The organism is Anaerocolumna sp. (assembly GCF_032079385.1).
In the GTDB taxonomy this organism is placed as follows: Bacteria; Bacillota; Clostridia; order Lachnospirales; family Lachnospiraceae; genus Anaerocolumna.
Genome location: NZ_DAMAUC010000017.1, coordinates 14,622 through 31,805 on the forward strand (window position 1 = coordinate 14,622; position 17,184 = coordinate 31,805).

Below are 17,184 nucleotides of genomic sequence, written 5' to 3' on the forward strand. Positions count from 1 at the left end.
TAAATTATGCTTTAAGATTCTTAGGTAATCCATATGTTTGGGGAGGAACAAGTTTAACTCATGGTGCTGATTGTTCTGGATTTACACAATCCGTATTTAGAGATAACGGAGTTAGCATTCCAAGAGATTCACGTAGTCAGGCAGCAGGAGGAAGCGAAATCTCCATTAGTAATGTTCAAACAGGCGATTTAATATTCTATAGCAGAAACGGTGTGATCAATCATGTTGCTATTTATATTGGAAATGGAAGAGTAATACATGCAAGCAGTCCTGAAACCGGAATCAGAATTACAAACTATAATTATAGACAACCTGTAAAAGCGGTTAGATATATTAAGTAATAAATATCTTAAAATGCTTATTTTCTATAAAGGTAATTAGAGGGTTGTTGCAGGTTGTCATCTCATTATGGGAAAGACTACTGCAGCAGGCCTTTTTTAAAATTGATAAATAGATTGGAGTCATTATGAATCAAAAAAATAGAATCAAAATTTTAAGTATAAGTATTGCAGTTCTTGCTGTATTTTCTATCATGATTGCTACAAGTCTAAATAAAGGCAAAAAAGAAGCAGAAATTCTAAGCGCGAACAAGGAAGAAGTAAGTGATAATAAGCCGGAAATGGTAGAAGAAAAGGACGCAGCATCAGAGGATAGGGATATGAAAGAAGAAGTTAAACCAATTGAAGTAACCGCCGAAGCAAAAAAAGAAATCAATGCCTTAATAAAAGAGTACTACGGCGATACAGAAAAAGTAGATAAAAAGGTTCTCTCAGCCACAAAGGGACAGGAGGCTGATAAAGCGGCAGAGTCCATTGCGGAAAAACGAGAAGGAATTGAAAAATATAATGATGTAAAAACCATTATAAAACCTGGTCTGAAAGAAGGAACCTATTTTGCGTTTACTACTTATTATATGAAGCTCTTTCATATAAAAACAGAAGTTCCAGGGATGAGTGTGGTTTATGTAATTATGGATAGTAAAGGTACATTGGCTATAGAACATGATACCAGTGCTCCTGACTTACAAGACCATATTAATAAACTATCACAGGAAAAAGAAATTGAAACCGAAATTGAGAGAGTTAATACAGAATTAGCAAGTGCTGTTAAAGAGGATGCAACTTTAAAGGATTTCATTGATAAATTACAGAAAGTTTCAAAATAATCAGGATTGTGCAGAGGAATGTAAAAAAAGACAGGATCCTTTTCCTTAAGTATATAAAGCTCATAAAATCAGATAAAACCTATAAAATAACTATTATAAAAATAGATGCTCGACCGTGAAAAAAGCATGGCAAAGAGAATTTATTTATAATAGTTATTTTTTATTTTTAAAAAAGGTATTGACAATTGAGCATGTATTCAACTATAATAAAAACAACAGTTGAACAACTATTCAATTAAAGACAAAAAAAGAAAGGGGTGTTCCTATGGCGAAAAATGAAACTATTCTTTGTGATTGTGATGTAATCCATAGTGATGTAGTTGAATCTGTAAAAAAGAAGATGCCGGAGGAAGATATACTTTATGATCTATCGGATTTTTTTAAAGTTTTAGGTGATAGTACAAGAGTTAAGATTATGTGGGCATTGGACGAAAGTGAAATGTGTGTTTGTGACTTAGCAGTTTTATTGAATATGACCAAATCAGCAATATCGCATCAGTTAAGATCTCTGAAACAGGCAAATCTAGTGAAATTTAGAAGAGATGGTAAAGTAGTTTATTATTCTCTTTCAGATGATCATGTAAAAGAAATATTTGAAAAAGGCTTAGAACATATTAGAGAAGAAGAGAATGAAGGTTAAATTAAACTTCATAGCCGTTTTGGCTTAATATTGCAAAATGTATTGAAAGTAAATATCAAAATAAAAAATAAAAGGGTGCTTAAGCGCCGGAATAGAGGTTGTTATGAAGAAGACATTTCGTTTAGAAGGTTTAGATTGTGCTCATTGTGCATCAAAAATTGAAGGAGAAATTAATAAATTAGATGGAGTTAAATCTGCTACAGTTAATTTTATGACTACAAAACTGGTTATTGAATGTGAGGATGAAAAAACGGAAACCATAATTTCAGAAGCAGAAAAGATTGTTAAGAAATTTGAGCCTTCTGTAAATATGAAAAAAGCATAGAATACAAAAGTCGGATCTGTAAATGAAATCTACTTATTCAAATTATATAGATTTTGTTTATAGAACAGAAAATACAACCGTTTAGTAGGCAGATATAGGCACGAAGTTTTTCTGCTGTAGCGGGAGGGGAAAAGTGAATTGTGACAATTCGCTTGCAAATATTGTGTTTGCATTCGTATTCGCAGGCACGGAAGCTTGGAGGATTTATATGAAAAAAAGACTTTGGCGTATTATAATTGGGGGAGTTGTCCTGCTTGGGGCAGCGTTATTACCTATAAATAATCCCTGGATAGGACTTGCATTATTTATCATAAGCTATATTATAGTTGGCGGGGATGTCGTATTAATGGCTTTAAGAAATATTATTAAAGGTAATGTGTTTGATGAAAATTTCTTAATGAGCCTTGCAACCATTGGAGCTTTCTTTGTAGGAGAATATCCGGAAGCTGTTGCAGTTATGCTATTTTATCAAGTTGGTGAATTGTTTCAAAGTTATGCAGTTGCCCAGTCCAGAAAATCCATATCTAGTTTAATGGATATAAGACCGGATTATGCAAATGTAAAACGAGGAGATGAAATTGAAACTATAGATCCGGAGGAAGTACAAATTGGTGATATTATCGTAATCAAGCCAGGAGAAAAAGTTCCGCTGGACGGTAAGGTCATAGAAGGAAATTCGATGCTTGATACCACTGCCTTAACGGGAGAATCCGTTCCCCGTGAAATAGAAACCGGAGATGACATTTTAAGCGGATGCATCAATATGAATGGTGTTCTTACCGTGGAAGTTACAAAAGAATTTGGGGAATCAACGGTAAGCAAAATACTGGATTTGGTTGAGAATGCAAGCAGCAAAAAGTCCAATTCTGAGCGGTTTATCACTAAATTTGCCAGATATTATACACCCATTGTAGTAATTATTGCAGTAATTCTTGCATTTGCACCTCCTCTTTTAGTAAAGGGCCAGGAATTTAGTGACTGGATTTACAGAGCATTAAACTTCCTTGTAGTATCTTGTCCTTGCGCACTTGTTATATCCATTCCCCTTAGTTTTTTTGGCGGAATTGGCGGTGCGTCCAAAAAGGGTATTCTGGTAAAGGGAAGCAATTATCTGGAAGCCTTAGCGAAAACAGAAATAGTTGTGTTTGATAAAACAGGAACTTTAACAAAAGGTGTATTTACAGTACAGGAAGTGGAGCCACAGGGCATTTCAAAAGAAGAATTGCTGGAATTAGCTGCTTTTGCAGAAAGTTACTCCAATCATCCAATCTCTATATCGTTAAAAAATGCTTATGGTAAAAATATAGATAATACAAGAATTGCTAATGTGGAAGAAGTGTCAGGTCATGGCGTGATTGCAGAGATTGATGGAAAGTCAGTAGCTGTTGGTAATGCCAAGTTAATGGATAAGCAAAATGTGTCATACTCTAAAGAAAAATTAATCGGCACGGTTGTCCATGTTGCAGTAGATCAGCAATATATGGGTTATATTCTAATTGCAGATGAATTAAAACCGGATGCTAAGCAAGCAATACATGACTTAAAATCAGCTGGAATTAAACAATTGGTTATGTTAACTGGGGATAATAAAGAAGTTGCTAATAAAGTGGCGGAAGATCTAGGAATAGACAAGGTATATTCTGAGTTACTTCCAACCAATAAAGTTGAGAAACTGGAAGAAATCTTCCAATCAAAATCCCAAAAAGGAAAGCTGAGTTTTGTAGGTGACGGAATTAATGATGCTCCTGTACTAGCCCGTGCGGATATTGGAATGGCTATGGGCGGTTTAGGTTCTGATGCAGCCATAGAGGCAGCAGATATCGTTATTATGACGGATGAACCTTCCAAAATAGCAACTGCAATGAAAATCTCCAAGAAGACATTGACAATTGCAAATCAGAATACCATGTTTGCAATAGGAGTAAAAATCATCGTTCTTATATTAAGTGCCCTTGGTTTAGCTACCATGTGGGCTGCGGTATTTGCAGATGTAGGAGTTACGGTAATCGCCATTATAAACTCCTTTAGAGCTTTGAATGTAAAGAAACTACAATAAATTTAAAAAGACGCTTTGCCGGATTTCTCTTTATCCGGCAAAGCTTTTTTTTATATATTGGCATTACAAAAAAATTGGGAAGGACTTGTGTAATCAGTACATTTCGATTATAATAAGTAAGATTTCAGGAAAGTAATCAATAAGTAACCGATTGATTAAGATAAATATTAGAAGAATGATTAAAATAAGGAGATGAGAAGCTATGGCAGAGACCTTTAAGAGAGCTGCTGTGATTACCTCAATCACAAAATTGACAGAGGATATCTATAGCATGTGGATCAAAGAAAAGGATATTGCGGCCAGTGCAAAACCGGGTCAGTTTATATCCTTGTATTGTAAAAGTGAGAATCGTTTACTTCCAAGGCCAATCAGCATATGTGAAATAGACAAAGATAATGGAATGCTGAGATTGGTTTACCGCGTAGTTGGTAGAGGAACAGAAGAATTCTCAAAATATAAGGTATCTGATAAGATAGAAGTTATGGGACCTTTAGGAAATGGCTTCCATCCGGAAGGAAAGAAAGCAATCCTTATTGGAGGAGGAATTGGCATACCTCCTATGTTAGAGCTGGCAAAGCAATTATCTTGTGAAAAGCAGATTGTACTGGGCTATCGGGATGAGACTTTCTTAAATGAAGAATTTGTGCCATATGGACAAGTTTATTTATCCACAGAAGATGGCAGTGCCGGGACGAAAGGAAATGTAATAGATGCTATAAAGGAAAATCATCTGGAAGGTGATATTATATTCGCCTGCGGACCTACTCCGATGCTTCGGGGAATAAAGACCTTTGCTTTGGAGAATGGTATTAAAGCACAAATATCCATGGAAGAAAAGATGGCTTGCGGTATTGGTGCATGTTTAGCTTGTGTATGCAAATCAAAAGAAATTGATCATCATACCCATGTTAAAAATAAACGTATTTGTAAGGATGGGCCGGTATTTTATGCAGAAGAAGTGGAATTATAGTCAATACTAGAAATATAAAATGAAAGAATAAGACAAGTATAGTTTTCACAATAATTTATATTGATAAATATAGTATAGTCTAGAATGATTTATTATCCTCAGGATAGATAGGAGAGAATTTAAAAAAATGAACACAAAAATAAATATAGCAGGTGTGGAATGGAAGAATCCAGTAACAACTGCTTCCGGTACCTTTGGTTCCGGTATGGAATATAGCCAATTTGTAGATTTGAATAAATTGGGGGCTGTAACAACAAAAGGTGTATCCAATATACCTTGGCTGGGGAATCCAACACCCAGAATTGCAGAAACCCATAGCGGTATGTTAAATGCAATTGGCTTGCAAAATCCCGGAATTGACGTATTTGTAAAAAGGGATTTACCCTTTCTGCTTGATTATGATACCAATGTAATCGTGAACGTATGTGGAAAAAGTGTTGAAGATTACTGTGAAGTAGTAGAGAAATTGGCAGATTATGACGTAGATATGCTGGAAATAAATATATCCTGTCCCAACGTAAAAGAAGGTGGAATTGCATTTGGACAAAATTGTGCAGCAGTTGAAAATATTACAAAAGAAATAAAAAAGCGTGCAAAACAGCCCATTATCATGAAATTGAGTCCAAATGTAACGGATATTACAGAAGCGGCCAAAGCAGCAGAAGCAGCAGGTGCAGATGCGTTGTCATTAATCAATACGCTTACCGGAATGAAGATTGATATCCATAAGAAAGCTTTTCAATTAGCCAATAAAACCGGTGGACTATCCGGACCTGCAATAAAACCCATTGCTGTACGTATGGTTTATCAAGTAGCTAATGCTGTAAAGATTCCTATTATAGGCATGGGAGGAATTATGACCGGTGAGGATGCCATTGAATTTATAATGGCAGGAGCAACTGCTGTTGCTGTAGGAACTGCTAATTTTACCAATCCTATGGCTACTCAGGATGTGATTACGGATATCGAAGAATACATGAAAAAATATCATGTGGAAGATATTAATGATTTAATTGGTTGTGTAAAGTAATAAACAGAATTACAATATGAAATAATGAGAACAAAATGAGGAGTGTGAATTATTGAAATGCCTAATTCACACCCTGATTTGTGGCAGTGCCACATCTGCAAGCAGACGTGGCATGCAGTGGGAGCAAGTGTGAATTATTAGAATGCCTAATTCACACCCCTGATTTGTGGCAGTGCCACATCTGCAAGCAGACGTGGCATGCAGTGGAAGCAAGTGTGAATTATTAGAATGCCTAATTCACACCCCTGATTTGTGGCAGTGCCACATCTGCAAGCAGATGCGGCATGCAGTGGGAGCAAGTGTCTAAATAGTAATATAGAATGAAATTACAGGATTTTTCTGATAAGAGATATAATTTTTCTTAGGATAAATCCAATACAATCAGGAGGATAAAAATGGAACAATACAAAAAAGAGTTTATAGAATTCATGGTAGATTGTGGAGTATTAAAATTTGGTGATTTCACAACAAAGAGCGGCAGAAAAACCCCTTTCTTTATTAATGCAGGATTTTACCGTACCGGTTCCCAATTAAGAAAATTAGGTGAATATTATAGTAAGGCAATTAAAGAGCGCTTTGGACTTGATTTTGATATATTATTCGGACCGGCTTATAAAGGTATTCCTTTAAGTGTGGCAGCATCTATGGCAATTAGTGAATTCTATGGAAAAGAAATTGGATACTGTTCCAACCGAAAAGAAGTAAAAGATCATGGTGATAAGGGTATCCTTCTGGGAAGTCCAATTAGAGATAAAGACAGAATTATAATAATTGAAGATGTAACTACAGCAGGAACTTCCATTGGTGAAACTATGCCAATATTAAAGGCACAAGGTGATGTAGATGTAATTGGATTAGTGGTTTCCGTAGACCGTATGGAAAAAGGGCAGGGAAGTAAGAGTGCATTAGCTGAAATTGAAGATACTTACGGAATAAAAACAACTGCTATAGTTACTATGGAAGAAGTAGTTGAACATTTATATAATAAGCCTTATAATGGAAATATCGTAATAGATGATACATTAAAAACTGCTATTGACGCGTATTATAAACAGTACGGTGCAGAACAATAATGAATGAAGACGGCGGAGCAGTCACAGGTTAGGACATCTTAATGTGACTAAACAATAGCTAGCTGGTAAACGCAAAATTCTGGAAGGGCTGGTAAAAAAATATGAGTGAAAAAATCTATACAACTATGAAGTCAGTGGGTATCGGTAATTTAGTCATGGGGATTTTACTTATTGTGGCTGGAATTGCAAGTGGAGTTATGATGATAATAAGCGGTGGGAAATTGCTTAAGAAAAAGTCAGATATACTGTTTTAATCGTAACAAAAATTGATTTTGATAAAGCTAATAAGCTTCAAAAAACTGTCATTATGAGTTTAAATCCGGCTTTGCTTGAATTATATATAACCATGCTGGGTTATTTAGCTATGCTAAATTAATGCTCCCAAAATGGCAGTTTGTTGCTTAAGACAGGTTTTCTTCCTTTGAATCTTTGGTGGTATAACTTTGAAACTAAACTAGCAGCGGTAACAAGATGGAGGATCGATTACGTAAGAAATGAATAAAACATGTTATAAATTATTGATTGTAAATGAACTTAGAAGAATGTGTATGCATTCACGGATTATGCAAATGAAACAATATCCGCAGCACGGTAAAGTCACCGTGTATCAGCATTGCATCGCAGTGGCACTTATGAGTTGTTGGATTGCATGGAAGTTTCACCTTAAAGTGGATTATGAGGCATTAATTCGTGGAGCGCTGCTCCATGATTATTTTTTATACGATTGGCATGAGCATAGTGCAGAACATCGGCTTCATGGTTTTCATCACCCACGCAAGGCTTTGGTAAATGCCAGTGAAGATTTTAAGCTTACGCCTATAGAGACCAATATCATTCTTCGTCATATGTTCCCTTTGACACCAATTCCGCCGGTATACTTAGAAAGCTGGATCGTATGTGTGGCTGACAAGTTCTGCGCACTGAGAGAGACTTTACATTTAGGCGATGGTGCGTTGTTGGAACTATATTGGAGTAATGGATTATAACTAGACTGATTTTAATAATTAAAGTATAAATAATATTTAAATCACAAAGTAAAAGGGCGAGTATAAAAGAATCTCGCCCATATATTTAAGTAAATTAAATTTCTCATATGGATAATAACTGTTAGAAATTAAAATAGTATTACAAAAGTACTGTATTCACATATTTCATATACTAAACTATATTAAGTTATATGATGCTTTCGAGGTATTGTATTTATAATAATTAAATTTATTAGCATTGCATTATGATGAATAATTTGGGCTTATTTAATACCCCACACAAGAATGCTATCATTCACATCATTAGCTTGACTTGATAGCAAATCGGCCATTACCTGATTGTATGTCAATTTTTCCTCATTACTTAATACTATAAAGAACATTTTTATATCATTTTCTTTTGATTCTTCTAAGACATGCAAATATTTATATCCTACTTTAACACTATCTGATGTATTGGAACTAAATGCATAGTATAGTTCATCTCTATAAAAGAAATCGATATATTCTAGATAATCTTTATCTTCTACGATTTTCATCATTCTTATTTGTGTTTCTGTGTTGTCATTTGCTTTATTAACAAATTCATCCCATTTGTCTTCTCCACTCACAATGTATCCGTTTTCGCTTATATAATATCCATTTTTTATAGCATCTGATACACTCATCTTTTTTGCATTTTTGAACCCAGTATAGTTATTATTATTATCAAAGGTAAATTCTAAATCATTATTTGTATTCTTCTTACTACAACCAGTTAATAATAAGAATATAAATAAAACTAATAACGTTGCTCTGATAGCATGATTATTTTTGAATTGTTGAATCATAATATAATTTCTCCTTGTACTATATCAATATAGGTGTTTAAATACTAAACAACATAAATAAGGTTACAATTTTAATGGACATAAATTAAGAGTTCATTATATTCGAAATATTTGTTGGATATACGTTTATTCTACATAAACTAATACTAAGATATGTCAGATTTTACAAAACCAATTATAAAAGGGTATATTACTCTCCAACGTATTAATAATAACATAATTTGTTGAAAAAATAAAATTTTCCTTGAATTGTAATAATTTGCTGAATTGAAAAAGGTGGATGGAGTAAGCAGACTATAATTTATTGATTATAAATGAACTTTAAGCTGGGGTGCTAAATCTATCTCTTTATTTATCCTTTCGTATTCGTCACGATATTACAAAATACGACAACATAAGCATTATTTAGGTAAAATAATGTATTTTTTGAAAAAATATACTTTACTAATAAAGTATAATGGTGTATTATATAGTTATCTTAAGTTTCTAGATTCTTAAATTCTTTTGTTTCAATTTTAAATCCAATTTTAATGATTTTTATGGAGGTGACTTATTTAACCTTTTTAAAAGAACTGATTTACTTATATTATTTAGTAACAAATAAGAGTATACATATAGGAAGGGGAATACATAATTGAAAATAGCTTTTTGGAGCAGTGCCAAAGAGAAGATTGGTGTTACCAGTAATTTGGCTTGTATTAGTGTTGCATCAGTATTGGAGTATTCATTCAAAGCAATTTTATTCGAGAATCATTGTCAGAAAAACAGATTAGATAATATTTTAAGATATCACGATACCAATTACTGTCTAAGAGAAGATTATAATTATAAGATAGGTGAGGTAGTATTGCGTGAAGCTATAGAAGATATATATCCTGTATATCAGGAAGCTTCCCAGGTAGCAACAGAGATATCCAATGTAATTAGAAAAGTCTCCATGGAGATTTTAGATAGCAGCTTATATTATATTCCGCCTGCAAACATTACGAATACAAGGACTTTTGACTTTGATTTATATGATAAGATTGAATCTATACTTGATATGTTTGAAACATTTGCGGATATTACATATATTGATACTTCTAATGGAAATAACCTTAGTTCAAAAATTATATTAAATGAAGCTGATTTAATAGTTGTAAATCTGGCTCAAAATAATTCTATGATACAGGATTTCTTTGATAATTATTCTTCTATATTACACAAATGTGTATTTATTATTAGCGGTTACAGAAAAAAATCTAAACTTAACATCAATAAAATTTCCAAAACACATCTAATCGATAAATCCAATATTGCAATAATTCCCTACAATCTTGAGTATCAGGAAGCGGTTTCCCATGGGAATATTGTTGAATTCTTAATGCGCAATTATTCATGTAAGCGCAGCCACCCAAACTATGTTTTTATAAAAGAAGTAAAAAAAGCTGTTGAAATGATAATGAGAAATCTTGAGATAAGTCATAAGGAGGTATACTTATGATAAGAAGAAGGCTAAAAAGGTCATCACAGCGCTACATTGTTATTTCTTTAGTTAGTATAATAATTATTTGTATAACATTTCTTTCCTTTTACTTTACAATAATCAGGGGGATTAAAAAAGAGTATCAGCATGATTTAAATGTTTTAAAAGAACAATTAGAAGCAAAAGAAGTTCTTGTCTATGAAGCAAAGGTTGATATTCCAGCAGGCAGCCGGATTACGGAAGAAGATTTCATTTATAGGGCATCTTGCTCAGATAAACCACAGAATTACTTTATGACAAAAGAAGACATTGGTATGACAGCTCTAATGGATATTAGTACAGGTACTCAGGTTATAAAAGGAATGTTAACCGGCAATATGGTGGAAAGTGATCTAAGAGAAGTAGAATATAATATATTTTTTATCAATAGTAATGTGATTCAAAATGATTATGTGGATGTCCGAATCCGTTTCCCAAATGGTGAAGACTATATCGTTTTAAGTAAAAAACGAATCCTTTCTCCCAATATAGAATCCTTTCAGTGTTTTCTTTGGTTAAAGGAAGAAGAGATTCTGAATATGTCAAGTGCAATTGTTGATGCATATCTTTATACCGGCACCATTCTTTACACAACAAAGTATATCGAGCCTAATGTGCAGGAAGAATCCATACCTACTTATCAGCCAAGTCTACCTACCCTGACTTTAGTGGAGCAGGATAAGAATATAGTAGACAAGGCTTCAAGGGAAGTAAATAAGAACCTAAGAAAGGCAATGGAAAATAGATTGACAGATTATATGAATCTTGATATTTCCAATGTTAACTGGACTTTGTCTGAGAAAATTGGGCAGAAGATTTCAAAAGAAGAAGAAAATACAAAGTATGAGATGGAGGCAGAGGAGCAAAAGGAATATTATATTACAGATACATATGAAGTTCAGGAGGATGAAAAAATAATATATGGGGGATAGGTTAATCGGTTTTCTAGGAAGTGATAAGTATGAGATTATATTGTATTTATCAAGAATTTTATATCATTTAGGAAAAAAAGTTTTGCTGGTAGATTATGCTGAAACAGAAGCGCTGTATCAGAGTATACCCATACCGGAAACTTTAAAAGAAGAAAATAATTATATTCATTATAGTGGAATCGATTTTATACAAGGGAAATATTATAAAAAAGATAAAAAGGAAAAGTATGATTACATATTAATTGATTTTGGTTATGATACTGGGAACACAATATTATCTCAATGTGAGAAAGTACTGTTTATTACTGACTTGCAGCTTCACAATATAAAGCGGATAAAGAATATTTCTTACAATGGGAATGGAGAAAAATACTTAATTATAAAGGATGTATTTCCATGTAAGATTAAGCCGGAATACATACAGGAACAGTTAAGTAATCTTATGATAGAGGAAGAGCAGGTTTATGTCCTATATCAGGATCCTATTGATATGAAATACAGGATACAAAGTCAATATGACCTTAATTTTTCTTTTCCTAAGCTGTCAAAACCTGCAAAGTCTTTTTTACAGGAGCTGATTATAAAACTGAATGTAAATGTAAATAAAAAGGAACTAAGAAATGCATATCATATGGCAGAAAGGGGGAAATAGTTATGAAAATAGCTTTCTGGAGTAATGTGTGCGGCCAATCTGGAACCACAAGTAATTTAATGGCCATTGCAGTTATGAGTACCCTTTTGCATCAATACAAAAGTTTGATAATTCAAACTCATTTTAAGCTCAATAATTTGGAATCACCTTTGATTTCATCTTTAAAGGAGGATCGGGAATTCTTTATGGATTCGGGTATTGACGCCCTGACCCGATATATTAAATCTGCCCCATTAGATGGAGAAGTGATTGAAAGCTGTTGTATCTCCCTGCTGAATAAACATATGAATCTGCTTCCGGGCACCGCAAAAGACAATCGAAAAATATATGAGAGTGATATCAGCAAAACCATCACGGGTATTCTTCGCACTACATCAAATTACCACGATATTGTTTTTATTGATACTAATTCAGGTATTAATGATTTATCAATGAAAATAATTAAGGATTCTGATATAGTTGTAATTTGTCTTAATCAAAATAAAAGTATATTAGAAGATTACGTTAATATACGTGGAATCCGGAATAAAAGAGTGTTTTACTTAATCGGGAATTATGATCATAATTCCCGATATAATCTACAAAATCTACGTAAATCTTTTTCGTGGTTAAATTATAACAACTCAGCAATTATACCATATAACACCGAATATATGGATGCACAATCAGATGGACAGGTAATTCAATTCATGTCGAAAAATATGGATTGCGATAAAGACGATAACAATGGTTATTTTATATACCAAGTAAAACTGGCCGTCAAAAAGCTTATGAAATATGCAGAAATAGAAAGGCGGTAATTTGGTGAGTTATTTTATGAATTTATTAATTATTATGGCAATTCTCATTATTCTATTAATTTTCTTCTATTTTGTATTTAAAAGAGAAAAGAATGCATTCAATCAAAATCATCCCCAAGAGTTAAATATCCGGTATCTTGTAGAAAGTGTCAGAGAAACTTTTAATTTAATTCTAAACGCCGATGCCACTCAATGGAATCTCAATAAAAACGAAACTTTGAAAAAGGAGAAAAGAAAAGCTGCTTTAAGAAAGGCTTTAAGGACTTGTAATTGCGGCGATATTGGTGCAAAAGAATATATTAAAGAATATATTAAGGATTTGATTCAATTAAAGTTTCAGGTAAATGAAAAGAACATCAATCAAATTATCCCTTTCCAAGAGTACAGCCGATTAACCCATCAGGATAAATTTGATATTTTACTGTATCACTATAAGAAAGAGCATGGCACGGATGCATTGGAAGCCTTTATAGAAAATTATAATCAGAATATGCATGTTACAGAGGAAAAGATAAGCTATGAAATGACGGAAGAACATATTGAAAGAGCATATATGAATGAAATTGGTACTTTAAGTTACATTGATAAGTTAGAAATACTGACACAACGTATTTATCAATTGTATAAAGGACATGGAGCAATTGATGAAATCAGGGATATGGCAATCGACGGAGTCAGCGGAGGTGTGTCTGGAATATCCAATATATTTTATCACTTTTCAGAGGATATGTTTTCGGAAGATGTTGTTGTACCTCCGAATGCCTATGATGGTATATGGATTTTCTTCCAAGGTAAAACCATTCATTTTTCTTTCTTAAGCTTTGGCAGTGAGAAGGAACTGGAAAGAGTGTGTAAAAATATTTATCGTTATGATAATCCGGGGCAGCTTAGTGCGGCTAAGGGATATATTATTAATGAAATGAAAGATGGTTCCAGGGTAATTGTTGTCAGGCCTCCATTTGCAGAAAACTGGGCATTCTTTGTAAGAAAATTTGATAGTATTAAAAAAGTTAATATGGAAGCCTTAATAACAGATAAGGGAAGTCATATACCAATTGAAACTGTGAAGTGGCTAATAAAAGGCTGCCAGGTTACTGCAATAACCGGTGAACAAGGCTGCGGTAAGACCACTTTACTGAAAGCCCTGGTGGAGTTTATAAACCCAATCTTTACGTTACGTATTCAAGAATTAATATTCGAATTGAATCTAAGAAAATTGTATCCATATCGGAATATACTCTCTTTTAAAGAGACAGCCACGGTAAGCGGGCAAGAGGCTTTGGATATCCAAAAGAAAACCGATGGGACAGTTACTATTCTAGGGGAAGTAGCATCGGCACCGGTAGCCAGATGGTTAGTTCAGTTAAGTCAGGTTGCCAGTAAATTTACGTTATTTACTCATCATGCCAAAACCACAGAAGGATTGGTAATTTATCTGAGAAATGCGTTACTTCAGGAAGGTGGATTTAAGAATGAAATTATAGCAGAAGAACAGGTGGTGGATACGGTTAATTTTGATATTCATATGATAAAAACCCCAGAGGGACATCGGTATATTGAAAGGATTACAGAAATAATTCCGGTAGAGGATGAAGAGTTTGATTCTGATAATTTAAGAGAGAATATGAGTGAATATTATAAGAAAAGAAATCGAAAGTATAGGTTTCAAACCAAAGATATTGTTGTTTTTCAAGAGGGTAAATATCAAATGAAGGATAAACCCAGCAGGCGGACAATGAAGGCCATGTATTATAATTTAACGGAGGAAGAACAAATAGAATGCAATAATTTCTTTTCATCACTTTAGTTCTTTTATATAGCAGGAGAAGTGTAAGGAAAAATATCTTCACAAATGGAAGACCATGTTTTCTATTCTGAGAACATTAAAAGGAGGAACTATTGGAAGTCTCATTTTGAATATCATCCGCTATTATTTAAGATGTCGTAAAGTAACATCATGTTTGAACGGTTGAAAGAAATTTATTCATTCAAAGTCTTTGGAGGTGGAAGGAGCATAGTTTTATATGAGTAATATTCAAATGGTTCAGATTTTATGTGCCTTGCTGGCAGTTTTTGTTTTACTGTTATTTTATTTATTATATCTTGGAAGGAAGCAAATAGAAGAAAGGCAGGAGTATTCCATTTATAATATAGGAAGAAGATGGGTGAATGGTTCTTTTTATTATAAAGTGTACGATTTTTTTATTCAAATGCCTATTACAAAAGTATATTTCGACAAAGTAAAAAGGCAGTTTGAAATATTAATGCCTGAGGATACAAAGCAGATAGCAATTAAGACTTCAAAAGCCATTATGATGTCCTGGCTTATAGATACAGGAATTATATATTTTATATTCCTTCGAAAACCAAGCTTGTACAGTGCCATTCTTTCTATTACATATTTGTTTTTTATTAATAGTCAAATTGTTTATCTTGTTCTAGATAAAAGTGAAATAAAACTTTTGAAACAATCCGATAAGTTTTTTGGTAGTGTGAGACGTTATTATCAGGAACATGAAATGATAGATGAAGCAATTCACGATACTTTAGAACATGCAGAACATCCAATGAAACTTCATATTTCTAAAATACACAAAGTTCTTACTGATGAAGATGTAGAAGAGGAGGTGACTAAATATAACCAGTATATACCCAATCGATTTATAAAAACTTTCCTGGCCTTAAGTGTAATCATCATGAAATATGGTGATAAAAAAGTAGAAAATCAATCTTTGTTTCTAACGAATCTAAAGTATTTGAGTCAGGAAATAAATATCGAGATAGTAAACAGGGAAAAAATCAACTTTTTATTTTCTGGCTTAATATTTATTGCCCTTATGCCGATTCTGTTTTTACAAGCAATACAGGACTGGGCAATAGCTAGTTTTGCTGGGTTAAAGGACTATTATTATGGTGCATTTGGCATTCTAACCATGGTTCTCATATTTGTTATGACAACCATTTCTTATAAAATAATTAATCATTTGAAAGAAAATCTAAGAGTAGAAGTAAAGAATTATGTTCTAATAGATTATTTCACTCAAATTCCCATTTTAAAAAAACATCTGGAGAACATCTTGAATAAAAATTATGGAAAAACTTTAAAGCTGCAGGAATTACTTAAACGTGCAGGAGAATCCATTACCCCTATTCAGTTCCTCTTTAAACGTACTCTTTATAGCTTAATCGCTTTCTTATGCTGTATTATCATATCTTTTAGTATCCACAAAGAGAAAAGAAATCAGCTTCTTACAAACACAGACAATATTTCTTATGTAAGTTCCATGTTATCAGAAAAACAAACCAGGGATATGAAGGTGACCGTGGTTGATTATGCAGGTCGTTATAAGAATGCGGCCGTTACACAGGAGGAAGTTGAGTATAGTTTATTAGAGAAAGGGGTATTAAAAAGTAAGCAGCTTGCGGCCATGACAGCGGAAGAAGTGATTTATAGAATTAAGGCGTATCAGATGGAGTATTACAAATGGTATAAATTACTGATTGCATTATTAATAACAGTCATCACTTACTACTTTCCGTACTTTCAACTTATTCTATTAAAGAAAATACGTCAGATGGCTATGGACGATGAAGTGATTCAGTTTCAAAGTATCATACTTATGATTATGTTTATAGATCGTATGACAGTGGAAACTATACTGAAATGGATGGAGAACTTTGCAAATATATTTAAAAAGTCCATACAAAGCTGTATTAACAATTTACAATCCGGCGAATTGGAAGCCTTGGAAGAATTAAAGGAGGAAGAGCCCTTTGAACCATTTATAAATATAATCGAAAAACTTCAGATGTGCGACAAAATAGGGATCGAAAAGGCCTTTGATGAAATTGGGGCAGAGCGTTTTAATTACCAGGAAAAGAGAAAACTAGAGAACAAAATATATACAAGCAATAAGACAAATTATGCAACAATAATGGCATGGCTGCCTTTTATTACAACCATTGGGCTGTATCTTATCATACCATTTATGATAGAAGGGTTTACCCAATTGATTACATATTTAAATCAGATGAACAATTTGTAAATAATGTTAGATTGTTTTAGACAGTGTGGAAAGTAATTAAATACTGCCTAAACAAATCATATAATGATAGGAATTATCTGAAGCCAGGTTTGTGAAGTCAGTAAGTTAGGAGGACATTGAAAAAACAGTGAACTTTAATATGATGGTAGCTGACTTCAAAATAAAAACGTACAAA

General features: G+C 33.2%; 17 protein-coding genes. 16 read left to right on the top strand and 1 reads right to left on the bottom strand.

Going from position 1 to position 17,184, the window contains the following annotated elements:
- From RT261_RS13960 to RT261_RS14005, 10 genes are all read left to right on the top strand, one after another.
- Positions 1-341: C40 family peptidase (locus tag RT261_RS13960; RefSeq protein ID WP_313133358.1), on the top strand; the 341-nt coding region annotated here is incomplete at its 5' end.
- Positions 342-466: 125 nt separating this feature from the next.
- Entirely contained in the window at positions 467-1,165 is a 699-nt protein-coding gene (locus tag RT261_RS13965) for a hypothetical protein (RefSeq protein ID WP_313133360.1), read from the top strand.
- A 265-nt stretch (positions 1,166-1,430) separates the two neighbouring features.
- Positions 1,431-1,805 carry an ArsR/SmtB family transcription factor gene (locus tag RT261_RS13970; protein ID WP_313133361.1) on the top strand — a complete coding sequence of 125 codons (375 nt, stop codon included), beginning with the start codon at positions 1,431-1,433 and terminating at the stop codon, positions 1,803-1,805.
- 103 nt (positions 1,806-1,908) lie between these two features.
- Positions 1,909-2,130: a cation transporter gene (locus RT261_RS13975; protein ID WP_313133363.1), complete on the top strand. Its 222-nt coding sequence runs from the start codon at positions 1,909-1,911 to the stop codon at positions 2,128-2,130.
- A 208-nt stretch (positions 2,131-2,338) separates the two neighbouring features.
- Positions 2,339-4,186 (top strand): heavy metal translocating P-type ATPase, encoded by a 1,848-nt coding sequence (locus RT261_RS13980; protein WP_313133365.1) that lies wholly within the window; start codon positions 2,339-2,341, stop codon positions 4,184-4,186.
- 202 nt (positions 4,187-4,388) lie between these two features.
- Complete coding sequence (locus RT261_RS13985; protein ID WP_313133367.1) at positions 4,389-5,156, top strand: dihydroorotate dehydrogenase electron transfer subunit; 768 nt, start codon at positions 4,389-4,391, stop codon at positions 5,154-5,156.
- A 127-nt stretch (positions 5,157-5,283) separates the two neighbouring features.
- Positions 5,284-6,186: a dihydroorotate dehydrogenase gene (locus tag RT261_RS13990; RefSeq protein WP_313133368.1), complete on the top strand. Its 903-nt coding sequence runs from the start codon at positions 5,284-5,286 to the stop codon at positions 6,184-6,186.
- A 395-nt stretch (positions 6,187-6,581) separates the two neighbouring features.
- Positions 6,582-7,259, top strand: a complete 678-nt coding sequence (gene pyrE, locus RT261_RS13995) for an orotate phosphoribosyltransferase (RefSeq protein ID WP_313133370.1) — start codon at positions 6,582-6,584, stop codon at positions 7,257-7,259.
- Positions 7,260-7,360: 101 nt separating this feature from the next.
- Positions 7,361-7,513 carry a hypothetical protein gene (locus tag RT261_RS14000; RefSeq protein ID WP_313133371.1) on the top strand — a complete coding sequence of 51 codons (153 nt, stop codon included), beginning with the start codon at positions 7,361-7,363 and terminating at the stop codon, positions 7,511-7,513.
- A 240-nt stretch (positions 7,514-7,753) separates the two neighbouring features.
- Positions 7,754-8,245, top strand: coding sequence for an HD domain-containing protein (locus RT261_RS14005; RefSeq protein ID WP_313133373.1), 492 nt, complete (start codon positions 7,754-7,756; stop codon positions 8,243-8,245).
- A gap of 263 nt (positions 8,246-8,508) precedes the next feature.
- On the opposite strand, the gene RT261_RS14010 is transcribed toward RT261_RS14005, so the two are convergent.
- On the bottom strand, positions 8,509-9,075 hold the full coding sequence (locus tag RT261_RS14010; protein ID WP_313133375.1) for a hypothetical protein: 567 nt from the start codon (positions 9,073-9,075) through the stop codon (positions 8,509-8,511).
- Positions 9,076-9,709: 634 nt separating this feature from the next.
- On the opposite strand from RT261_RS14010, the gene RT261_RS14015 reads away from it, so the two are divergent.
- From RT261_RS14015 to RT261_RS14040, 6 genes are all read left to right on the top strand, one after another.
- Positions 9,710-10,558, top strand: a complete 849-nt coding sequence (locus RT261_RS14015; protein ID WP_313133376.1) for a hypothetical protein — start codon at positions 9,710-9,712, stop codon at positions 10,556-10,558.
- Complete coding sequence (locus RT261_RS14020; protein ID WP_313133377.1) at positions 10,555-11,511, top strand: hypothetical protein; 957 nt, start codon at positions 10,555-10,557, stop codon at positions 11,509-11,511. The genes RT261_RS14015 and RT261_RS14020 overlap by 4 nt, the downstream gene beginning before the upstream one ends.
- Positions 11,501-12,163 (top strand): hypothetical protein, encoded by a 663-nt coding sequence (locus RT261_RS14025; RefSeq protein WP_313133379.1) that lies wholly within the window; start codon positions 11,501-11,503, stop codon positions 12,161-12,163. Before RT261_RS14020 ends, RT261_RS14025 begins: the two co-directional genes overlap by 11 nt.
- A 2-nt stretch (positions 12,164-12,165) precedes the next feature.
- Positions 12,166-12,963, top strand: a complete 798-nt coding sequence (locus tag RT261_RS14030) for a hypothetical protein (protein ID WP_313133380.1) — start codon at positions 12,166-12,168, stop codon at positions 12,961-12,963.
- 16 nt (positions 12,964-12,979) lie between these two features.
- Positions 12,980-14,770: a pilus assembly protein CpaF gene (locus RT261_RS14035; RefSeq protein ID WP_313133381.1), complete on the top strand. Its 1,791-nt coding sequence runs from the start codon at positions 12,980-12,982 to the stop codon at positions 14,768-14,770.
- A gap of 217 nt (positions 14,771-14,987) precedes the next feature.
- Entirely contained in the window at positions 14,988-17,009 is a 2,022-nt protein-coding gene (locus RT261_RS14040; protein WP_313133382.1) for a hypothetical protein, read from the top strand.
- Positions 17,010-17,184 lie beyond the last annotated feature (175 nt).